The sequence below is a fragment of the Nonomuraea sp. NPDC050547 genome, from assembly GCF_044457345.1.
Lineage (GTDB): Bacteria > Actinomycetota > Actinomycetes > Streptosporangiales > Streptosporangiaceae > Nonomuraea.
In genome coordinates, this window is record NZ_JBITGW010000012.1 from 242,027 (window position 1) to 259,897 (window position 17,871).

Below are 17,871 nucleotides of genomic sequence, written 5' to 3' on the forward strand. Positions count from 1 at the left end.
CGTGGAATCCGTGCTGTCCGGATTGCTGGAGCGCGCCTACGTCGACGCCGTCGAACGCGTCGACGACACCGACGAGCTGAGGACGCGCATCCTCGACGCCGCGTACGAGCAGTTCTGCCGGATGGGCATCAGGCGCTCCACCATGGAGGACGTCGCCCGCCTCGCGAAGGTGTCGCGGATCACGGTCTACCGGCGCTTCGACAGCAAGGACACCCTGGTCGAACACGTGGTACGCCGGGAGTTCCGCCGCTACTTCGACCGATTCCTCATCGACATCGAACAAGCCGGCACCGCCGCCGACAGAGTGGTTCTGGGCTTCGTCAGCTCGTTGCGGGCCATTCGCGGCAACCCGCTGATCGGCGGCCTCATCGCCACGGAACCGGACCTGCTGGTCCCCTCCATGACGGCCGACGGCGGTCAGACCCTGGCCACGGTCCGGCATTTCGTCGCCGGCCAGCTCCGCAGCGAGCAACGCGCGGGCAACGTGTCGGGCCGCCTCGACGTCGACCTCGTGGCCGAGATGATGGTGCGCATCTCCACCTCTTTCCTGACGATCCCCAGCACGATCATCGACCTGGACGACGACGAGCAACTGGCCGCGGTGGCCCGCCGGTTCCTCGTACCCATGCTGGAACCACCGTCCTGAGCGTGTCAGCGCCGCGACGGTCCGGTGTCAGGACGGTCGGCGACCGTTGGCGCCATGACGTACACAGTGATCGCGTTACTCGCGAGCGCTCTCGTGTCCCCGACGATGGAGGTCCCAGACGGCCTCACCCAGCCCACCTACTCCTACGAAGACGCGATCCGCGAGCACGTCCGCGTCGAGTCGACCGTCGACAGCGACGGTGACGGCAAGAAGGACCTGGTCCGGGTCGACATCATCCGGCCGAAGGAGTCCGCCTCCGGGCTCAAGGTCCCGGTGATCATGCAGGAAAGTCCGTACTACGACGAGCCCGGCGTCGGCTTCGAGATCGAGAAGAAGAAGTACGACGCGAACGGCAACGTCACGAAGTTCCCGATGTACTACGACAACTACTTCGTGCCGCGCGGGTACGCGTTCGTGTCCGTCGACATGATCGGCACCAGGCTGTCCGACGGCTGCCCGGCCAGCTATGGTCCGTCGGACGTGCTGGGCGGCAAGGCGGTCGTCGACTGGCTCAACGGCCGGGCGACCGCCTACGACGCCAAGGGCGATCCGGTCAAGGCCACCTGGACCACCGGGCGTACCGGGATGATCGGTCACTCCTACGAGGGATCGCTCGCCGTCGGCATCGCCGGCACCGGCGTGCGGGGCCTGGAGACGATCGTGCCGCTGGCGTCGTTCAGCAGAGGCTACGAGATGTGGCGCGCGAACGGCACCCTCACCTGGTTCAAGGGCGGGGCGGCCTGGCAGTCCAAGCGGGTCGACAAGGACCCGGACGAGAAGTGCGGGGCCCTACGGCAGCGGATGCAGGAGGACTCCGACGACGCCACCGGCGACTACAACGCGTTCTGGCACGAGCGCGACTACCTCAACGGACCGCAGTTCAAAGCGAGCAACGTGCGCGCCAGCGTCTTCGCGGTGATGGGATTCCAGGACCGGAACGTGGTGGGCAGCCAGTTCTCCGAGTGGTGGGCCAAGCTGCCGCGTACCGTGGAGCGCAAGGCCTGGGTGACACAGTACGGTCACCTCGACCCCTTCTGGGCACGCCGCGACGTCTGGGTCAACACGCTGCACCAGTGGTTCGACCACGAGCTGATGGGCGTCGACAACGACATCATGCGCCGGCCCCGCATCGACGTGCAGCACGGCCCCGGCCGCTGGCTCGCCCAAGCCGCCTGGCCGGCACCGTCCAAGGCCGTCACCCTGCGGCCCCAGCGGGACGGCTCGCTCGCCACGACACCGTCCACCGGCACCGGCGACTACATCGACATCGCCAAGACCGAGACCGCGATGTCCGAGAACCCCGCCACCGCCAACCCCAACCGCCTGGCCTTCCTGACCCCGCCGCTGAAGGCCGCCACGCGGTTGTCCGGAACTCCGTCGGTGAGCATGCGGGTCAAGCTGGACAAACCAGCCGCCAACCTCGGCGTCCTGCTCGTCGACTACGGCACCGACACCCGCATCGACTACCGCGAAACAGGCCCGGACCGCGGGCAGGGGCTCAAGTTCATCGGCGGCGAAGACTGCGTCGGCGCGAGCACGAACGATGACGACGGCTGCTACCTGAGGGCCGCCGACAACACGGCGACCTCCGCCTTCAACGTCGTCAGCCGCGGCATCATCGACGCGCAGAACCACAGGTCACTGAGCCGCTCGACGCCGCTGGCGCCCGGCAAGGCGTACCAGATCAGCTGGAAACTGCAGCCGCAGGACTACGAGTTCAAGGCAGGACACCGGCTCGGCCTGATCCTGACCGGCAGCAACGACGACTCCAACCTCGACCCGAGCGGTTCCGGCGGCGGCGACGACGCCGAGCCCGGCACCGGCGCCAAGATCACCGTCGACCTGGGCGGCACCTCGATCAAACTCCCACTGACCACCAGGAAGTAGCGCATCGCCTACGGTCGCGGCCCATGTGGTCGCGACCAGCCGGTCACTACCCGAGCCCGCCGCGGACGGGCTGTTGCCGCCCAGTCACGTGGTCAGAGGCGGCGGCACTGGTCCTCCTTGTTGCCGCCGACCACGTTGCCGCCGCCCTCCGGCGCCGGGCTGTTCTCCTTGCACTGCAGATTGCCCTTGACCGTGTTGCGCTCCACCAGCGCCCGTCCGCGGTTGCCGACGATCTGGATGCTCCCGCCGACCCGGTTGCCGGCCGCCTGGAGCCGGCCCCGGTTGGCGTCGTACTGGATGTCACCGCTGACCCGCGACGAACGGACCGTCGCCGCCCCGCCCTGCTTGACCTGCACGCTCCCGCCCACCTTGGAACCACCGGTGACGGTGACGCCCCGCGCGCCCTCAGCCTGGACGTTGCCGATCACATGCACCCCGCGCGCCACGAGCACCGCGTCCCGCTCCACCTTGACCGTGCCCTTCACCCGCGTCCCGGTGAGCGTGCACGTCGCGCCCTGCGGCACCCGTACGTTGTCGAGCGTGCTCGCCCCGACCGAACCGCGGCACGTCCGCTCCTCCGCCAGCGCGGGCCCGGCCAGCGCCACGGCCCCCATCCCGAGCCCGAGCACCGAACCCATCAGAACCAGCTTGATCTTGCCCATGTCCGGTCTCCTCGTCTTTTGTCCGCTGCCAGCAGCCTCCCGGCGACCGATGAGACGCCGCTGGCACCGCCATGAGAGACCTCTCATGCACTGGAAGCCGATGCCGGGACGCCGGCCCGGGGTAGTGCCAGCCGTACCGGCGAGAGGGCAGTTCGCGGGATCGAGACGGCGAGGACCGATCCCTACGGTTGAACGCATGAACAAGCTCTCCCTACTGACGTTCGGCCTGGTCGCGGCGCTGGCCGCGCCGATTCTGGCCGCTCCGGCCCACGCCGCCGCCGACAAGGGCGTCGTGGCCGGACTCGACCGGTACGCCCGCCCGCTGAGCGACCTGGACGCGCTGTCCAAGATGACCCGCGACGCCTCGATCGTGGGCATCGGCGAAGTGACCCACGGGTCAAAGGAGCTGTTCACCGTACGCAATCGGATGTTCCGGCACCTGGTCAGCAAGCAGGGCTTCACCACGATCGCCCTTGAGGCGCCCTGGTCGGCGGGCGTCCGGCTCGACGAGTACGTCCGCACCGGAAAGGGCGACCTGCGCACCATCCTGCGCGAGGACTTCCAGCAGGCCTACAGCTCCTGGCAGACCAAGGAGTGGCTGGAGCTCTACACCTGGATGCGCGAGTACAACCGCACGGCCCGCCACAAACTCCGTGTCATGGGCTTCGACATCGGCGACGTCCATCCGGACCAGTACCGGCGAGTGATCGCCTGGGCCGAGAAGAACAAGCCCGCGATCGTGCCCGGCCTCCGCCGTCACTACGCCGATCTGCTCGCCCTTCCCGCCGGTACGGCGGAGCGCATGAGCGCCATCGCCGCCCTCCCACCGGAGCGGCGCAAGACCCTGGCCGAGAATGCCGAGGCCGCCTACCGCCTGGTTGAGAACGCCACCCCGATCGTGGCCCAGGAAGCGCGGGTCATCGCGCAAATGACCACGATGTACGCCTTGGACGGCCCCGCCCTGCACGGCCACCGCGACAAGGCCATGGCGCAGAACACGTGGTGGTGGAACCGGCAGACCGGCCTGAAGACGGTGGCGGCCGCTCACAACGGCCACATCGGCTACGTCTCGGCCTGGCCGGAGACGTACCCGGTCACGCAGGGCGCCCACCTGCGCGCGATGGCCGGCAAGTCCTACGTCGCCATCGCCACCACCATCCACTCCGGCCGGTTCCGCGCCATGGATCCGAAGACCGGCAAGGTCGGAGTCTTCGACACCGGCACCCCGAGCACCGGCAGCAGCGAGCACACCCTCGACCAGGTCGGCCACCGCGACTACCTCGTGAACCTCCGCCAGGCCGGCCGGAACCCGGCGGTACGCACCTGGCTCGACACCCCCCGGCCCACCTACACGATCCCGGCCACATACCTGCCGGAGATGTTCACCAAGCCTCTGGCCCTGGGCAAGGCCTACGACGCGCTGATCCACCTCCATCGCGTGAAGGCCGCCGACCCCCTCTGAGTCGCCGTATGCCGCGTCCGCCCGCAGGCGTGAGGATGGCCACTGCCGGTCCACCACACGCCGGCGGGTTCGGCAGCAGCAGGACGGCCGGGGCCGACGCCCGGACCTGATTCGCCGCACTGGCCGTGCCATACCCGGCGGGCGCGGTCTCCCGGCGGCCCGGAAGCGCTTGGGAGCACCGTGTGGGTGACCAGCCGGCGTCCGGGTTCGGTCGGCGCATGGAGTCCCTCGAACAGACACCGGGATGTCGTTCGGACGTCGCGGGCGCACGGAGCTCCCGATGATCCGGATGCCTTCAGGCCGCTGAAGGCATCCGCACCGAACCGATGATCAGAGCGAGCTCCAACCACCCAACCGGGCAACGTGCCGGCCCAGAGAGCGCGCGAAGCACGAACAGGAGTCGGGGCCACGCCCTGATTGGCAGAACACGCGAAGCACCATGCTTGTGGACCTCATCGCTGCCCACTCGAACACTGCACCGCAGGCGGCGATACGATCAAGTGCTTGAGACACGCCGGAAACAGGAAGTCTGCCTAGAGAACAGACCGCACGTCCGTGTGGGGAAAGTCCCTACTGCTTGTACAGCAGCGGTTCTCCGGCGTCCTTCGCCGGCGCATAGGCAAAGCAGTCCCCGAAGTTAAGCTTCGCCGGGTGACCACTGCCTCGGCCGAAATCACGATACGCCTCGCGGGCGATACGGGCCTGCTCAACCGACACCGCCTCCACCACGATGTCAGCGTGCGTGATGAGTTCGTCGAACTCGCGACGAACCACCGGATCTCCCCGCCCGTCGGCCACCATCGAAGCCTCCAGCCAGCTGGCCGCCGACATACGAGCCGAGCGCGCACCCGCTATCGCCTCAGCGAAGACAGCCGCGTCAGGCTCCGCGGTAATGATCGCGCTCGAATCGACGATCACTTCGGCTTTCAGGACGAGCTCTTGACCCGGCTGGACGCCTGGACATATACGCGGCCCACACCCTGTACGGCATGTACCTCAGAGCATGCACCTACGCTCGTCTGAAGACTGTGAAGTTCAGGACACCCCACTGATGATCCAGGGTCCCCGATTTCGACGCGATGAGGGTGTAGACGACCTCCCGCGCATCCCACACACCACCACCTCTTCAAGGTCGACCGGTCGACGCTGGACGCGGGTGACGTGAAGAACCGGCCTCCAGTGACGACACGCCTGCCTGGACCTGCTCCACCTGATCCCCTCACCCCACGCGCAAGCCGCGCGCCGAAGGCGCGCACGATCAAGACGCCCGAGCGAAGCGAGGACCGATGATCAGGGGCGGGCTCCAACCGCCCAACCACCCAACCGGGCAACGGGCGGGCCCAAAAAGAGCGCGCGAAGCACGACCAGGGGTCGGGGCCGCGCCCCGACTGGAAGAACGCGCGGAGCGAAGCGAAGCACCATGCTCGTAACCCCAGAAAACAGCCTTGCCCCCCACGCCCGAAGGGCGCAGAGGGCAAGACCATGCTTGTGGAGGTGGCGGGAATCGAACCCGCCCTTCCACATGCTCTCACCTGCGGTTTTACCCATAGTGGCAGTTAAGCCCGTACTAGACCAGACGCAACCGTACGCAAGATCACGCAACAGACCACCCGGTGTCCCCACTGGGGGCACACACGATCTTGACGGAGAGCCGGAAGGCTCGCCACCAATCGGACACTGACGCTAAGCAGGCCCAGACAGCAGCATCCGCGTCATGACCAGAGCGCAGAGAACCGCACTAAGGCCACCACGACGCCTCCGGAAGCCGCTGCCCAATCCCGACGAGCAGCCCACGATGACGATTCCCGAGGCGGGAACGTTCCTTGGGCTCGCACGATGCACCGCATACGAGGCGGCCGCCCGAGGAGAGATACCTACACTCTCGTTCGGCCGGCGCAAGCTCGTGCCCACCGCCGTACTGCGGGAGATGCTCGGCCTCGGCAACCCCCCAGGAAACCACGCCTGACGCCATGGCCGGCCGGAACAGGCCGGCCGCCGGTCATCTGCCTTCGTAGTCCGCGATGGCGTCGAGGACAGCTTCGTGGGTGGACTTGCCTGCGTTGCTCGTCGGGATCCGCCAGCGGTAGAGGCCACTCGGGTCGGACCATTCAAGGACGCCTCCCGTGGCGGGCACGTCGAACGCCTCGTAGACCACCTCGGGTGATCCGCGATGGACCGTGACGTGTGCGCCCTGCGCCCGCCCCACCCAAGGTGCATCGCCGGCCTTGCCGGATGAGGTCGTGAAGACCTTCGCCCCTTGCTTGATGCGCCACTGGCTTCCGTAGGGAAGGGGCATCTGGTCTGACTTGGAGACCGCGGTGACCCGGATGGCGAGGGCCACGAAGAACTTGTTGCGCGGCTTCGTCGCAGGCCCCCATGTTGGCCGGTGATAGTAGATGCCGACAGGGGCGATCCTCAGCATGCCTCCCTTGTCTCCTTTGACCCGGACGGCTTGGCCGAACCTGAGCAGTTTCGGCGCGGCTGCGGAGGCGGCCGGCTCCAGCGCCGTGGGCCGATGGTTGGCGGTTGCTCCCGCGGGCGCGGCGAGACAGGCCAGAGCGAGTAGCGCGGCGGGCAGTACGGCGACGCGATGCATGCATTCTCCCGGTTTCGATCGTTCCACCTCCCCGAGCTTGATCACTTTAGCGACGCGGTCAGGGCTTGAGGAGGGGTGACCGAGAACTGCATCACGGGGGCGGGCGCAGGGCCGCACTCCGGCGAAGCAGGACACAAGCGATGGCCAATCTCTACCGTCCCCCTTCGCGTGATCACTCACTCGATGCGACCACCATCCGGCTCGCTAGACACTGTTAAAGAGTTTGCATTATTCTCTAATGAGCTACTGGCCGATGAGCGGCATTGGGCGGATGGCCAACCGGAAGGACACCATGAACGAAACCCCGAAGGAGCAGCGCGAACAGCGCCAGCCCGCCTTCGTCGGGCTGATCGCGCTCATCGCTGAAATGCGCCCGGACTGGCGCATCGAGCAGATCACCGCAGAGCTGATCGGCTGCCCATGGAGCGAACACCTCGTGCTCGCCGCACTGCGCGCCACCCGAGAGGACGACGACCGGCTCCGCGTGGCCGACGAGGTGATCAAGGTCGCGTCGCAGCGCGTCGCCGTCACCCAGGCCCAGCACGATGCCTACACCAGGCGCGCACGCTCCCTGCTCAACCGCCAGGCAAACGATGCGTAACAACGACACCTACGCCGACACGCTCGTCGAGATCGCCTGCGAACTCGCCTGCGCTGTACGCGACGACGGGCCCGACGCGGCCGCCAGGCTCCTCGCCACCTTGAGCACCGAGGACCGCGACACGCTGCCCATCATCATGGCCGCCATGATCCCCGTGGACCTGTCCGTGGGGGACCTGCTCGCCTGGCACACCGGTGTCTCGCTATCTCCGCACGGTCAGGTCCGGCTCGTTGCCGACACCCGCAAGCGCGCCAATCGGCGCCGCCGCGGGCTCGCAGCGTGCGGCACACACACCGCGTTCAACCGACACAAGGCGCGAGGTGAGGAACTCGACGACGCGTGCAAGCTCGGCGAGCGGATCTACCAGCGCAACCGCAAGCGCAAGCAGAGAGCCGCATGATTCCCGGCAGCCTCACAAGCTTTCTGCCGCCCGCCGACCCCGCCCTTCCTCAGGGCGGGCCGCACTGGCGTAACTGCGAGCGCCATCACACCGCGTGTGCCTACCAGCTCGGCAAGCAGCACGCCGAGCACACCATCCTTCGCGAGATCGCTGCCCTCATCGTCAACCTGGCCGACCACGGCGATTCGGCCGACCGCACATCCGCGCTGCGCGAGGTCCACACCGCCGTGCGCCGACTCGGCGACCCTTCCGCGCCAACCCACCCGAAAGAGGGCGACGCCCCGATGCGCCATCTCCCCGAGCAGCCCGGCGTAGTCGCCGCCGAACTCGACCGCATCCAGACCGACGAGGAAACCGAGCGGTTACTCGAAGGGTTCGACCGCGACGCCCTGTACGGCTCGTGCGCAGATGAGGCGGACTTCGCATGCTAACTATCGACCAGGCCGACATGCGGACGGCCCTTCAGCCCAGCATCATGCCCGGGGACGGGCCCACCACCACGCACCTGTTCTGCGGCGCAGGTGGCGACGTGCGCGGCTTCTACGAGGCCGGGTTCCAGCCCGTGGAAATGGCCAACCACGACGAGAAGTCGATCGAGACCGTCTCCTACCACTACAAGCACGTAGATCCACGCTGCGTGAACCTCGACCACTACAACATGTCGTCCCTGAAGCCCAGCCAGGTGCTGGTGGGCTCTCCCATCTGCACCGAGATCGCCCAAGCGGGCGGCAGCACCGCCCCAAAAGCGCAGACAGCACTGTTCGAGGACGAAGGGCACGTCGCCAAGTCCACATGGGAGCGGACCCGCGTCACCGCCTGGTGCCTGCTCCGCGCCGCCGAAGCACACCGCTACGACATGGTGATCGGCGAGAACGTGCCCGAGTTCGCCACCCGCTGGATGCTGTTCCCGGAGTGGCTGCGCTGCTGGCGGGTCCTCGGCTACCAGGTGCAACTCGTGTCTGTTGATGCCGCCCACATCTCCGGCCTCGGCAACCAGCCCGCGCCGCAGCACCGCCACCGGCTCGTCTTCGTCTTTACGAGGAAGGACATTAGGCAGCCCGACCTGCGGCCGCGCCCCGACGCCATGTGCCCTGAGTGTGGGCCCGTCCAAGGCGTGCAGCGCTGGCGCGACCCCCGGCCGCGCGTTCTACGGGTCGGCAAGCATGGTGAGCAGTACGACTACGTCTGCCCGAACCGGCGGTGCGGCCACCTCATCGTCGAGCCCGTCGTGTGGCCGGTCGCCCCGGTCATCGACTGGGACCTGCCCATGCGGCGGATCGGTGATGGCAAGAAGGGCAAGAAGTTCAGGCCGTACGCCGAGAGCACGCGCGTCAAGGTGGGCATCGGGCTGGAGCAGTTCGGCAACGAGCCGTTCATGGCGCTCCTGCGCAAGAACCTCACCGTGCAGGGGCTCGATGCGCCGCTGCCCACCGTCACCGCTGGCGGCAACCACTTCGCGCTGATCGCCCACATCGGCCGCGACAGCGCCGCCCGCACTACCGACCAGCCGCTCACCACTGTGGCCACCCATCCGCACCACGCGCTCATCGCACCCGCGCTGTCCGTGGACAACTCCGAATTGCGGATGCTCGGCCCGGACGAGACCAAGCAGGTCCAGCGGTTCCGTCGCGACTACCGCATATTCGGCAACATCGCCGAGCAACGCGTCCAGATCGGCAACGCCGTCCCTGTCAACGTCGCTCACTGGGTCGCCGCCCGCGCCCGCGCCGTCCTGTCCTGACGCTGAACCCCGTCTCTTGGCCCTCCGCCAGGAGACGGCCACGCCCGCCTATTCGCCCCACGAAGGAGAGCCTGTGTACGAGATCCGCGCCTACGACAACGAGGCTGGCCAGGCATGACTGACGGTCCCATGACCGTCTACCAGCGTGCCTCGGCGACGGGGCAGGACCGGTTTGAGGTGGCCCGGGTCAGCCTGCGCCGCGAGCGGTGGCGGTGCGACGAGTCCGGCGACTGGTGCCCCACCTGCGACGCCGCTGCCCCTCGATAGCAGCAGCCCCCGATCCCGCCCAAGGCGGCGCGGTGCACGAGGCCCGCCGCCCTGGGCGTTCCAACTCCCGGAGGAACCCGTGAACCTGCTCCACTCCATGATCGACCGCCTAGACCGCCTAGACGAGGCCACCAAGCAGAAGCTCATCACAACGATGAAGGAGGCGGAGCTCCGCGACAGCCACATCGTGCCGCTGGCCAAGATCCTCGGGTACCTCGTCTACTGGACCCACAACAGCAAGCACAGTCCGGCGGGCTACCCCGACGTGTTCCTGCTCCACCCCGTCACCGGCGCCGTCATCATCCGCGAACTAAAGAGGCGGCGCAGCAGCGCCAAGCAGTACCAGCCGACCGAAGCCCAGCAGGCGTGGCTCGACGCGTTCGGCGTGGCCGGACTCGATGCCAAGGTGTGGACGAACGAGGACTGGTTCTCTGGTCTGATCCGCGACGAACTCCTCCGAGGCGCCGGCCGTACGGCATGATCAGACCAACATCACACCGTTTTGCCCCTCGGGCGCCTGTGCTACATCACAGAACTCAAGGTAATCTTTTGAACACCGGGTAGACCGACCCGTGTGCCCACCAGCCGACACATGAAGGAGGGCACCCCCAACAACCGCAAGGATAGGGCGATGAGCTCCACTCCCGTACCGACCCTGGACGAATTGCGCGCCATGCCAGCTGGACCGGACCGCATCCGCGCGGCCGCGGCCGCAGCCGCGGCCGCCAACGACAGCGCGAAGACGGCCCGCGAGGCGCTCGCGACGGCGGCTTGGACGCTCCACTATCGGCATCGGGACAAGGGTTGGAGCAAGCAGAAGGCGTCCAAGGGCACCGGCGTCGGTGCCACGTCCTTGTTCCCAACCGGCTCACCAGTCGCACCCAGCGAGGACCAGATCCTTGAACTGCTTCCTGTTTGGGAGGTCGGAGCGGCTCTGACCGCGCGGGACGCGGCCGCAGCCGACCTCGCGAAGCACCGCGCCTTCGCAGACGGCGCTCGGGAGATCCGCCGGACGGACATCGCCGCCCTGTATCAGGGGCACCTCGACGGCAGGCAGTGGGAGATCTCCGAGATCGGAGCCGAGTTCGAACTCGACCTGACCATGGTGGCGGGCGACATCAAGGCAGTGGGGGTCACCCTGCGGCCATCGCAGCGACGCAAGGTGGCCAGCGAGGCCAGCGATCAGCCCACGGGACTGGGCCCCATCGCCAGGATGCTTGGCACGTCCCGCCTCTACCTTCAGGCCTGCGTCCGATACTGGAGCGACCCAGCCCGAGCCGAGAAGCCGAACGCGTTTCCTTCCGAGGCAGTCGCTGGGGAGGGCAAGTACTGGCCGGGCAAGGTGAAGCCGTGGTTCGAGAGGCTTCCCGCGATGGCGGCAGCGCCCACCGGGTTGAGTCTCCATCGAGCCGCGGCGCTGGTGGGCGAGCCGTACCCGACTGTCAAGAGTGCGATCACGGCGGCGGCCGAGGCTGGAACCCTTCCGCCTGACATCGTCTACGCGAACGGCGCGGTCAACGAGGACCGCTTCGTCGCGTGGTGGAGGGAGCGGAAGGAACGGCTGACGGCCGGCACCACACTCGTTGACGCGGCCGAGAAGGTCGGCGTGAACGAGAAGACGTTCCGCACCGCGGTCCACGAAGCAGAGGAGGCGGGCGAACTCCTGAAGGAGGCCAAGGTCAGCGACCGCCGCTACGACGAGGATCTTCTACTCGCGTGGTGGCGGAGGAAGACCTCACCCGAGGCGGTGGCGAGCGCCGGCACCACCATGAAGGACCTCGCTGAGACAGCCGGGCTCAAAGTGGACCAGGTTCGCTACCAGGTGCGCAAGGCCGAGGAAGCGGGCACCCTTCCCGAGGGCGTCCGGCTCGACAGCGGCCGGTTCAACAAGCAGGCTGGCCTGAATTGGCTGAAGTCGCTCGGGCTGTAGCCGGATCTAATGCGTTGCGAATGGCTGCCCCCAACCGACGGTGGGCAGCCATCCGGTTTGGCGACACCTTGAGTTAGACCTGAGGATCGTGCCCAAGGAGCTTGGGGTAGTCCGGCATGGCCGGGACGAGGTCGTTCATCAGGTTGGCGACGCGCACCTGCGGCATGGCGGCCTTCATCTGATCGGCCACGGCCTGCCCCAGAAGCTTGGAGTAGTCCGGCATGGCCGGGACGAGGTCCTTCATCAGGTTGGCGACGCGCACCTGCGGCATGGCGGCCTTCATCTGATCGGCCACGGCCTGCCCCAGAAGCTTGGAGTAGTCCGGCATGGCCGGGACGAGGTCCTTCATCAGGTTGGCGACGCGCACCCGCGGCATCAGACTGTCGTACCAGCCGGGTGAGATTGCTTCGATGATTTCGCCGATGGTGAGGTTCCGGCGGCGCCTGAGGTTGACTCGGTTCTGCCGATCGATCTCGGCAGCCCGCGTGTAGTTGAGGCCGGTCGAAGCCATGATCCTACGAATGTTGCGCTTGCGCTTGCTGGACAAGTCAGATCCTTCCAGCGAAGTCCCCATGCCACCTCGCCGTGAACGATCAGATGTCGCGCACATCGAGCGTCGGGTCGCGCGTGGCCGAGCCACTTGTCCTCTGTGTCGTTTGCGGCATGGGCGCAAACGACTCGGAGTCGGGCCAGCACGTGTGGCCTGCGATCACCTTAGCATGTCGTTACTGTCTGTGCGCGATCTTCATGAAGGCGTCGTAGCCACGAAGGTAAGACGCTAACTGCCCTGCTCCGGCATCGTTCCCGCCGTGGAGTACGCGGCGATGTTCCAGCGGGCGGAGACCTGCCCGCTCTGCACGCGCGTCATACTGCTGAGCGCACAGGACGACGACGAGGCGGCCGAAGCGCTGCGGCTGCACCTGCTGTACGGGTGTGACGGATGACGGCGCTCGCCGTCCCCCGTCCTCACGACCTACCCCGCGGCGACTCCCGGATCGCGTCCGGGATGCTGTCGGACTTGATGGCGCTCGCGCCAGCCCTACGGCGCCGCACCCTCGGCATGCTCGCCCCACCTGACCTGGTCCAGATTCTGGCGGTCGCAGGACGCGAACTCGGCACCCCGTACGGCGTCTGGCTGGGCGACCCGGTGGGCTTCGTCGAACAAGTCCTCGGTGAATCGCTCTGGTCGAAGCAGCGACAGATCTTGAGCGCGATCACAACGCACAAGAACGTGGCCGTCCCCGCCGGGTTCGGGCTCGGCAAGACCCACCTTTCTGCGCGCGCTGTGGCGTACTGGGCGTGCGTCTATCCGGTCGGGACCGCCTTGTCGATCACCACGGCGACGCGTATGCGGCAGGTGCATCGGCAGATGTGGCCACATATCCGGCACGCGGTCGCGCACGGCGCCCTGCCCGGCGAGTGCGACCAGGTGCAGTGGAAGATGACCGACTCCGCCGGCGTCTCCGTGGTGGTCGCCTACGGGTTCACGGCGACTGAGCATGACGAATCCGGCATGCAGGGTATCCACGCGAGCAACCTCCTGTTGATCGTGGACGAGGCCGGGGGCATCGGCCCCGTGATCGGCCGCTCTACCCGCAACCTGCTGACCGGCTCCAACGCGCGGATGATCGCCATCGGCAACCCGCCCACCGACACGGAGCGGTCGTGGTTCGAGAAGCTCTGCAATGACGGCTACAGCGACCACTATCCGCAGACGACCACCATCAAGCTCGCCGCGACCGACTCGCCGGCCGTGACCGGCGAGCGCACCGCGGACAAGGCGTGTGCCTGCCCGGCTGGTGACCCTGGCCACATGGTGTCCTCCCACCTGGTCAACAAGGAGTGGATCGAGGAGGCGGTCCGTGACCACGGCGAGAAATCGCCATACGTCATCGCCAAGGTGCACGCGAGGTTCCCGAAGGGCACCAAGGACCAGATCATCCCCTCCGATTGGGTGGACGCGGCCGCGGAGCAGGAGGAGCCGGACGGGCCAGGCTGGATACGGCTGTGCGACCTGGACCTGGATGACGAGACCGACGAGTGGATGGTGCGGCTCGGCGGCTGGGTGCGGCTCGGCGTGGACATCGCAGCGGACGGTGGCGATGAATTTGTGATCAGCAGGGTGGTGGAGGACCTGGCGACGATCGAGCACACCAGTTCGGGCGCCGAGAACAGCGACGCAGTCGCCGTGGCGAATCGCATTCTCGAAGAGATCCGGCGCGCCGAGCTGTTGCGACGTCGTCTCGGCACCAAGGCCAGAGTGCGCGTCAAGATAGACACGATCGGGGTCGGATGGGGCGTCGTTGGTCTTCTTCAGCGATGGGGCAAGGAGAAGAAGCACCAGGCGGAGATCGTGCCGGTGAACGTGGCCGAGGCCACGGACCGGCCGGCCGATTCGGAGGTGCTGCGGCCGTACCGGAAGCGGGACGAGCTGTGGATCGCTGGGAGGACCCTGCTCCGGCCCAACGCTGAAGGGGTGACGCGGCTGCGGTTGCGCGTCAGCAGTCGCACGAGGGGGCAGCTCAGCGCGCCGAAGAAGTTCGACAACAGCCAGGGATTCACGTACGTGGAGTCGAAGAAGGACATGCTCAAGCGCGGGGTCAACAGTCCCGACCAGGCTGAGGCGTTGCTCCTGGCTCCATACGAACCGGCGGTGAAGCAGGCGAAGAAGCGTGGCCGCCTCATCTCGGGTTAACGCAGCGTGACCACCGAAATGCACCGATCGACGCTCAGGGGTTTGGATCGGTTTACAGGACCCACGGATCGTTACAAAGATTCTGTCCGGAACGACGGAAAACAAGCTGCCCCAAAAGGCCCTCTGGCCATTTACGTGAGCCGGTCTCGATAGTTATGGTCTCTCCGCTGGCTAAGGCCACGTGTGCCACTGAAGTCACATCAGTTACGGGGGATCGACCTGCCGGAACTGTACCCGCCGGTTGGCTGCTAGGGCACCCCCACGTCGCCAAAGGGGTTGATAGATCGTATGACGACAGAAGTCTCCGAGACCACCCAAGACGAAACAGAAACAACCGATACCGGCACCGGCATCCACGAGTTCGTTTCGGCAGTCACTGTGCCAGTCACCTCGGAGCAGGCTCGCCGCATAGAGACAAGCCGCCGCAACTTCATGCTGCATGAAAAAACTTGGGTAGTAGGCCAGGACACCTACTGCGACCAATGCAAGTTGCGCTGGGCCGACGCCATCACTGTGCCGTGCTCGGGACCACACACCGAACTCCTCCAGGGCGGCAACGGCCCCGCCGTACGACGCAAGCGCAAGAGGCCAGCCCCCGGCACCAGCGCCGAAGAGGTCGCCCTGCGCCAGCGCTCCAGCCTCGGCGACCTGTACGGCTGAACCGGCCGAGTAGCTGGAGCCGTACACAAACCAACGCCTCTTCCTAGCCTGCCCGGCGACCGTCGTCGTCCCGGGCAGGCAGGAGAAGCAGGTTGAACCCTCAAGACCCGTACGCGCGTGAGGCACGTCTGCGCCGCGACCTCATCGCCCTCCTCCTGATAGCTGCCGGGATCGCTGGCACGCTCACCGTCGCCTACCAGGTCAGTCCGCTGCTGTTCTGGCTTGGCCTATCCGCCTCAGCCTTTATCGGGGGCGTGCTGCTGGGCCGCGGGAAGTAGGCGCGGTGGCCTTCCTCCCCGCCCTGCGGGGCGCCCTCGGACTTACGGCGAAGTCGGCTCCGCTGGAGACGAAGTCGCTTGAGCTCGACGCCGGCCACACCTCGTGGTCGGGCATGCTCGCCCGGCTGCGCGACCCGCGCCGCGCATGGCCCGTAGAACGGGCCGTCCTGGAGGGGATGGAGCGCGTCGTATGGGTGTTCAAGAGCGTGAACGCCATCGCTGGGCACGCGTCACGGCTGCCGATCGAGAGGGTGCTCATCCAGTCGGACGGTGAGCGCGAAGTCATCGCGGACGACCCTCTGGCCAGGCTGCTCAACGTGGGCGTGGCCAACAAGCTGGAGAAGGGCCCACAGTTACGAAAGCGGCTGTCTGGCCAGGTGCTGCTGTCCCCGGCCGGGACGTTCGTCGAGGTGAGCACCAGCCGACGCGGGCACCCAATCGGGCTGGATCTGCTTCCCCCGGGCCGTACCCGCCCAGTGCCAGGGTTCGGCGGCAACCTCTTGTCGCACTTCGAAACAATCACCCCGGACGGCCGGCGCCGCACGATCGACCCCGAGAAGGTCATCTGGTTTCGCGACCCCCATCCCTTGGACCCGTTCCGCGGCATCACCCCCATGGAGGCCGCCGGACTCAGCGTGGACTTGGACTTCCTCGCCCGCCTCTACAACGCGACGTTCCTGAGGAACGACGGCAGGCCAGGCGGCGTGATCGGTATTGATGGCGAAGTCGAAGACGAAGAGATGGAGCGCATCCAGGGCATCTTCGGCAAGGGCGCGCATGAGGCCGGCAAGCTGACCGTGCTCCAGGGCGACCTGTCGTTCATCGACTTGGCCGCAAAACCACGCGACATGGCGTACGCCGACCTGGCACGCATCTCCAAGGAGGAGATCCTCGCAGCGTTCGGCGTGCCAGAGAGCATCCTGGGCAACGCTTCCGGCCGGACATTCGACAACGCGGCCCAGGAAGAGCACCAGTTCTGGACGCACACCATGCTGCCGCACCTGTCGCTGCTGGCGACCGGCTGGGATACCGACCACGAAGACAACGCGGTCTACGAATTCAACACCGACTCGATCGAGGTGCTCCAGCGCGCGAAGAAACAGCGTCGTGAGGAGGCGCGGGAGGAGGTCGATGCCGGGCTCATCTCACTGGACGAGTACCGGGCCATCGCCGGATACGACCCCGTGGATCTGCCGCACACCAGGGCGCTGTACGTGGCGCAGGGCAAGACCCCGATCCCGACGCGTGACGAGGACGCGGTTGCGCTCGGCATCGCCCCGCCGGAGGACCCGGCGGCGGGCGGAATTCCGGAGGGAGAGCTCGGCGAGCGGCCGCCGACTGGACGCAGTGCGGCCGCAGCGGGCGACGACGACGGCGCCGAGGAGAACGCGCTGACGCGCCTGCGGAACCTATTCAGCGACACCGGTGAAGAAGAGAACAGCGCGGAGGCGGCGGACGCCGGCCCCACGGCCGCCGGGGACCAGTCCGAGGACGAGGGCGTCCAGGTGGAAGCGAAGCGCCCGCGGGGGCGGCGGCAGACAAAGGGTTCCCTGGGCGCCACTCCCTCCGAGCTGGTGGAGGCGCTCCTCCAACTCGGAGGGAGGTTCGTCGGCCGGACGGTGGCCCGGCTGGAGTCACCGAAGCACCGCAAGGGCACCCGCCACTTCGTCGCCCAGTACAAGGTAGACACCCGCGTCGGTACGAATGCGCTGGACGTTGCGCGGATCATGCCCGTGCAGGCGTGGCAGGCCGAGGCCGAGCAGGTGGTTCTCCCGGTGCTCGCGGTGGCGGCTGCGGCCATGGCTGGAGGCGGCATGGAGGCGCATGACACCGCGATGACAGCTGCTGCGGCGGTCGGGGAAGAGTTCGGCCGGGTGGTCGAGGCCGTTCGCGGCGCCGTGGAGGAGTTGGACCAGGCAGGCGCGCCGATGGAGGAGATCGTGCAGGCGGTGCGCGAGGTGGACCTGTCGGATTGGGCAACTGCTGCCACCATAGAACTTCCCATATAGACACCACTAAAGAAGCTTGCTAATATTATAAGTGTTA

17 protein-coding genes are annotated in these 17,871 nt (G+C 67.2%); 13 read left to right on the forward strand and 4 right to left on the reverse strand.

Going from position 1 to position 17,871, the window contains the following annotated elements; all coding sequences use genetic code 11:
* Nucleotide 1 precedes the first annotated feature (1 nt).
* Both ACIBHY_RS29415 and ACIBHY_RS29420 read left to right on the forward strand, forming a co-directional pair.
* Nucleotides 2-646, forward strand: a complete 645-nt coding sequence (locus tag ACIBHY_RS29415; RefSeq protein WP_397308312.1) for a TetR/AcrR family transcriptional regulator — start codon at nt 2-4, stop codon at nt 644-646.
* 54 nt (nt 647-700) lie between these two features.
* The gene (locus ACIBHY_RS29420; RefSeq protein WP_397308313.1) at nt 701-2,533 is read left to right on the forward strand and encodes a CocE/NonD family hydrolase; all 1,833 of its coding nucleotides are present in this window, start codon (nt 701-703) and stop codon (nt 2,531-2,533) included.
* Nucleotides 2,534-2,625: 92 nt separating this feature from the next.
* Here the strand turns inward: ACIBHY_RS29420 and ACIBHY_RS29425 are convergent, their stop codons facing one another.
* On the reverse strand, nt 2,626-3,195 hold the full coding sequence (locus ACIBHY_RS29425; protein WP_397308314.1) for a hypothetical protein: 570 nt from the start codon (nt 3,193-3,195) through the stop codon (nt 2,626-2,628).
* Nucleotides 3,196-3,391: 196 nt separating this feature from the next.
* On the opposite strand from ACIBHY_RS29425, the gene ACIBHY_RS29430 reads away from it, so the two are divergent.
* On the forward strand, nt 3,392-4,657 hold the full coding sequence (locus ACIBHY_RS29430; RefSeq protein WP_397308315.1) for an erythromycin esterase family protein: 1,266 nt from the start codon (nt 3,392-3,394) through the stop codon (nt 4,655-4,657).
* Nucleotides 4,658-5,227: 570 nt separating this feature from the next.
* Here ACIBHY_RS29430 and ACIBHY_RS29435 read toward each other — a convergent pair.
* On the reverse strand, nt 5,228-5,575 hold the full coding sequence (locus tag ACIBHY_RS29435) for a type II toxin-antitoxin system VapC family toxin (RefSeq protein WP_397252049.1): 348 nt from the start codon (nt 5,573-5,575) through the stop codon (nt 5,228-5,230).
* A gap of 1,081 nt (nt 5,576-6,656) precedes the next feature.
* Complete coding sequence (locus ACIBHY_RS29440; RefSeq protein WP_397308316.1) at nt 6,657-7,253, reverse strand: hypothetical protein; 597 nt, start codon at nt 7,251-7,253, stop codon at nt 6,657-6,659.
* A gap of 238 nt (nt 7,254-7,491) precedes the next feature.
* On the opposite strand from ACIBHY_RS29440, the gene ACIBHY_RS29445 reads away from it, so the two are divergent.
* The 7 genes from ACIBHY_RS29445 (at nt 7,492) to ACIBHY_RS29475 (ending at nt 12,192) form a co-directional block, all read left to right on the forward strand.
* Nucleotides 7,492-7,854, forward strand: coding sequence for a hypothetical protein (locus ACIBHY_RS29445; RefSeq protein WP_397308317.1), 363 nt, complete (start codon nt 7,492-7,494; stop codon nt 7,852-7,854).
* A complete protein-coding gene (locus ACIBHY_RS29450) occupies nt 7,847-8,254 on the forward strand; it encodes a hypothetical protein (RefSeq protein ID WP_397094187.1) in 408 nt (135 codons plus the stop codon). The genes ACIBHY_RS29445 and ACIBHY_RS29450 overlap by 8 nt, the downstream gene beginning before the upstream one ends.
* Nucleotides 8,251-8,685: a hypothetical protein gene (locus tag ACIBHY_RS29455; protein ID WP_397308318.1), complete on the forward strand. Its 435-nt coding sequence runs from the start codon at nt 8,251-8,253 to the stop codon at nt 8,683-8,685. The genes ACIBHY_RS29450 and ACIBHY_RS29455 overlap by 4 nt, the downstream gene beginning before the upstream one ends.
* Nucleotides 8,679-9,995, forward strand: a complete 1,317-nt coding sequence (locus ACIBHY_RS29460) for a DNA cytosine methyltransferase (RefSeq protein WP_397308319.1) — start codon at nt 8,679-8,681, stop codon at nt 9,993-9,995. The genes ACIBHY_RS29455 and ACIBHY_RS29460 overlap by 7 nt, the downstream gene beginning before the upstream one ends.
* A gap of 114 nt (nt 9,996-10,109) precedes the next feature.
* The gene (locus tag ACIBHY_RS29465) at nt 10,110-10,262 is read left to right on the forward strand and encodes a hypothetical protein (protein ID WP_397308320.1); all 153 of its coding nucleotides are present in this window, start codon (nt 10,110-10,112) and stop codon (nt 10,260-10,262) included.
* 97 nt (nt 10,263-10,359) lie between these two features.
* Complete coding sequence (locus tag ACIBHY_RS29470) at nt 10,360-10,743, forward strand: hypothetical protein (protein ID WP_397094179.1); 384 nt, start codon at nt 10,360-10,362, stop codon at nt 10,741-10,743.
* A gap of 150 nt (nt 10,744-10,893) precedes the next feature.
* Nucleotides 10,894-12,192: a hypothetical protein gene (locus tag ACIBHY_RS29475; protein ID WP_397308321.1), complete on the forward strand. Its 1,299-nt coding sequence runs from the start codon at nt 10,894-10,896 to the stop codon at nt 12,190-12,192.
* 73 nt (nt 12,193-12,265) lie between these two features.
* On the opposite strand, the gene ACIBHY_RS29480 is transcribed toward ACIBHY_RS29475, so the two are convergent.
* A complete protein-coding gene (locus ACIBHY_RS29480) occupies nt 12,266-12,739 on the reverse strand; it encodes a hypothetical protein (RefSeq protein WP_397308322.1) in 474 nt (157 codons plus the stop codon).
* A gap of 393 nt (nt 12,740-13,132) precedes the next feature.
* On the opposite strand from ACIBHY_RS29480, the gene ACIBHY_RS29485 reads away from it, so the two are divergent.
* From ACIBHY_RS29485 to ACIBHY_RS29495, 3 genes are all read left to right on the forward strand, one after another.
* Nucleotides 13,133-14,887, forward strand: a complete 1,755-nt coding sequence (locus ACIBHY_RS29485; RefSeq protein ID WP_397308323.1) for a hypothetical protein — start codon at nt 13,133-13,135, stop codon at nt 14,885-14,887.
* 288 nt (nt 14,888-15,175) lie between these two features.
* Nucleotides 15,176-15,547 carry a hypothetical protein gene (locus ACIBHY_RS29490; protein ID WP_397308324.1) on the forward strand — a complete coding sequence of 124 codons (372 nt, stop codon included), beginning with the start codon at nt 15,176-15,178 and terminating at the stop codon, nt 15,545-15,547.
* 283 nt (nt 15,548-15,830) lie between these two features.
* Entirely contained in the window at nt 15,831-17,834 is a 2,004-nt protein-coding gene (locus ACIBHY_RS29495; protein WP_397308325.1) for a phage portal protein, read from the forward strand.
* Nucleotides 17,835-17,871 lie beyond the last annotated feature (37 nt).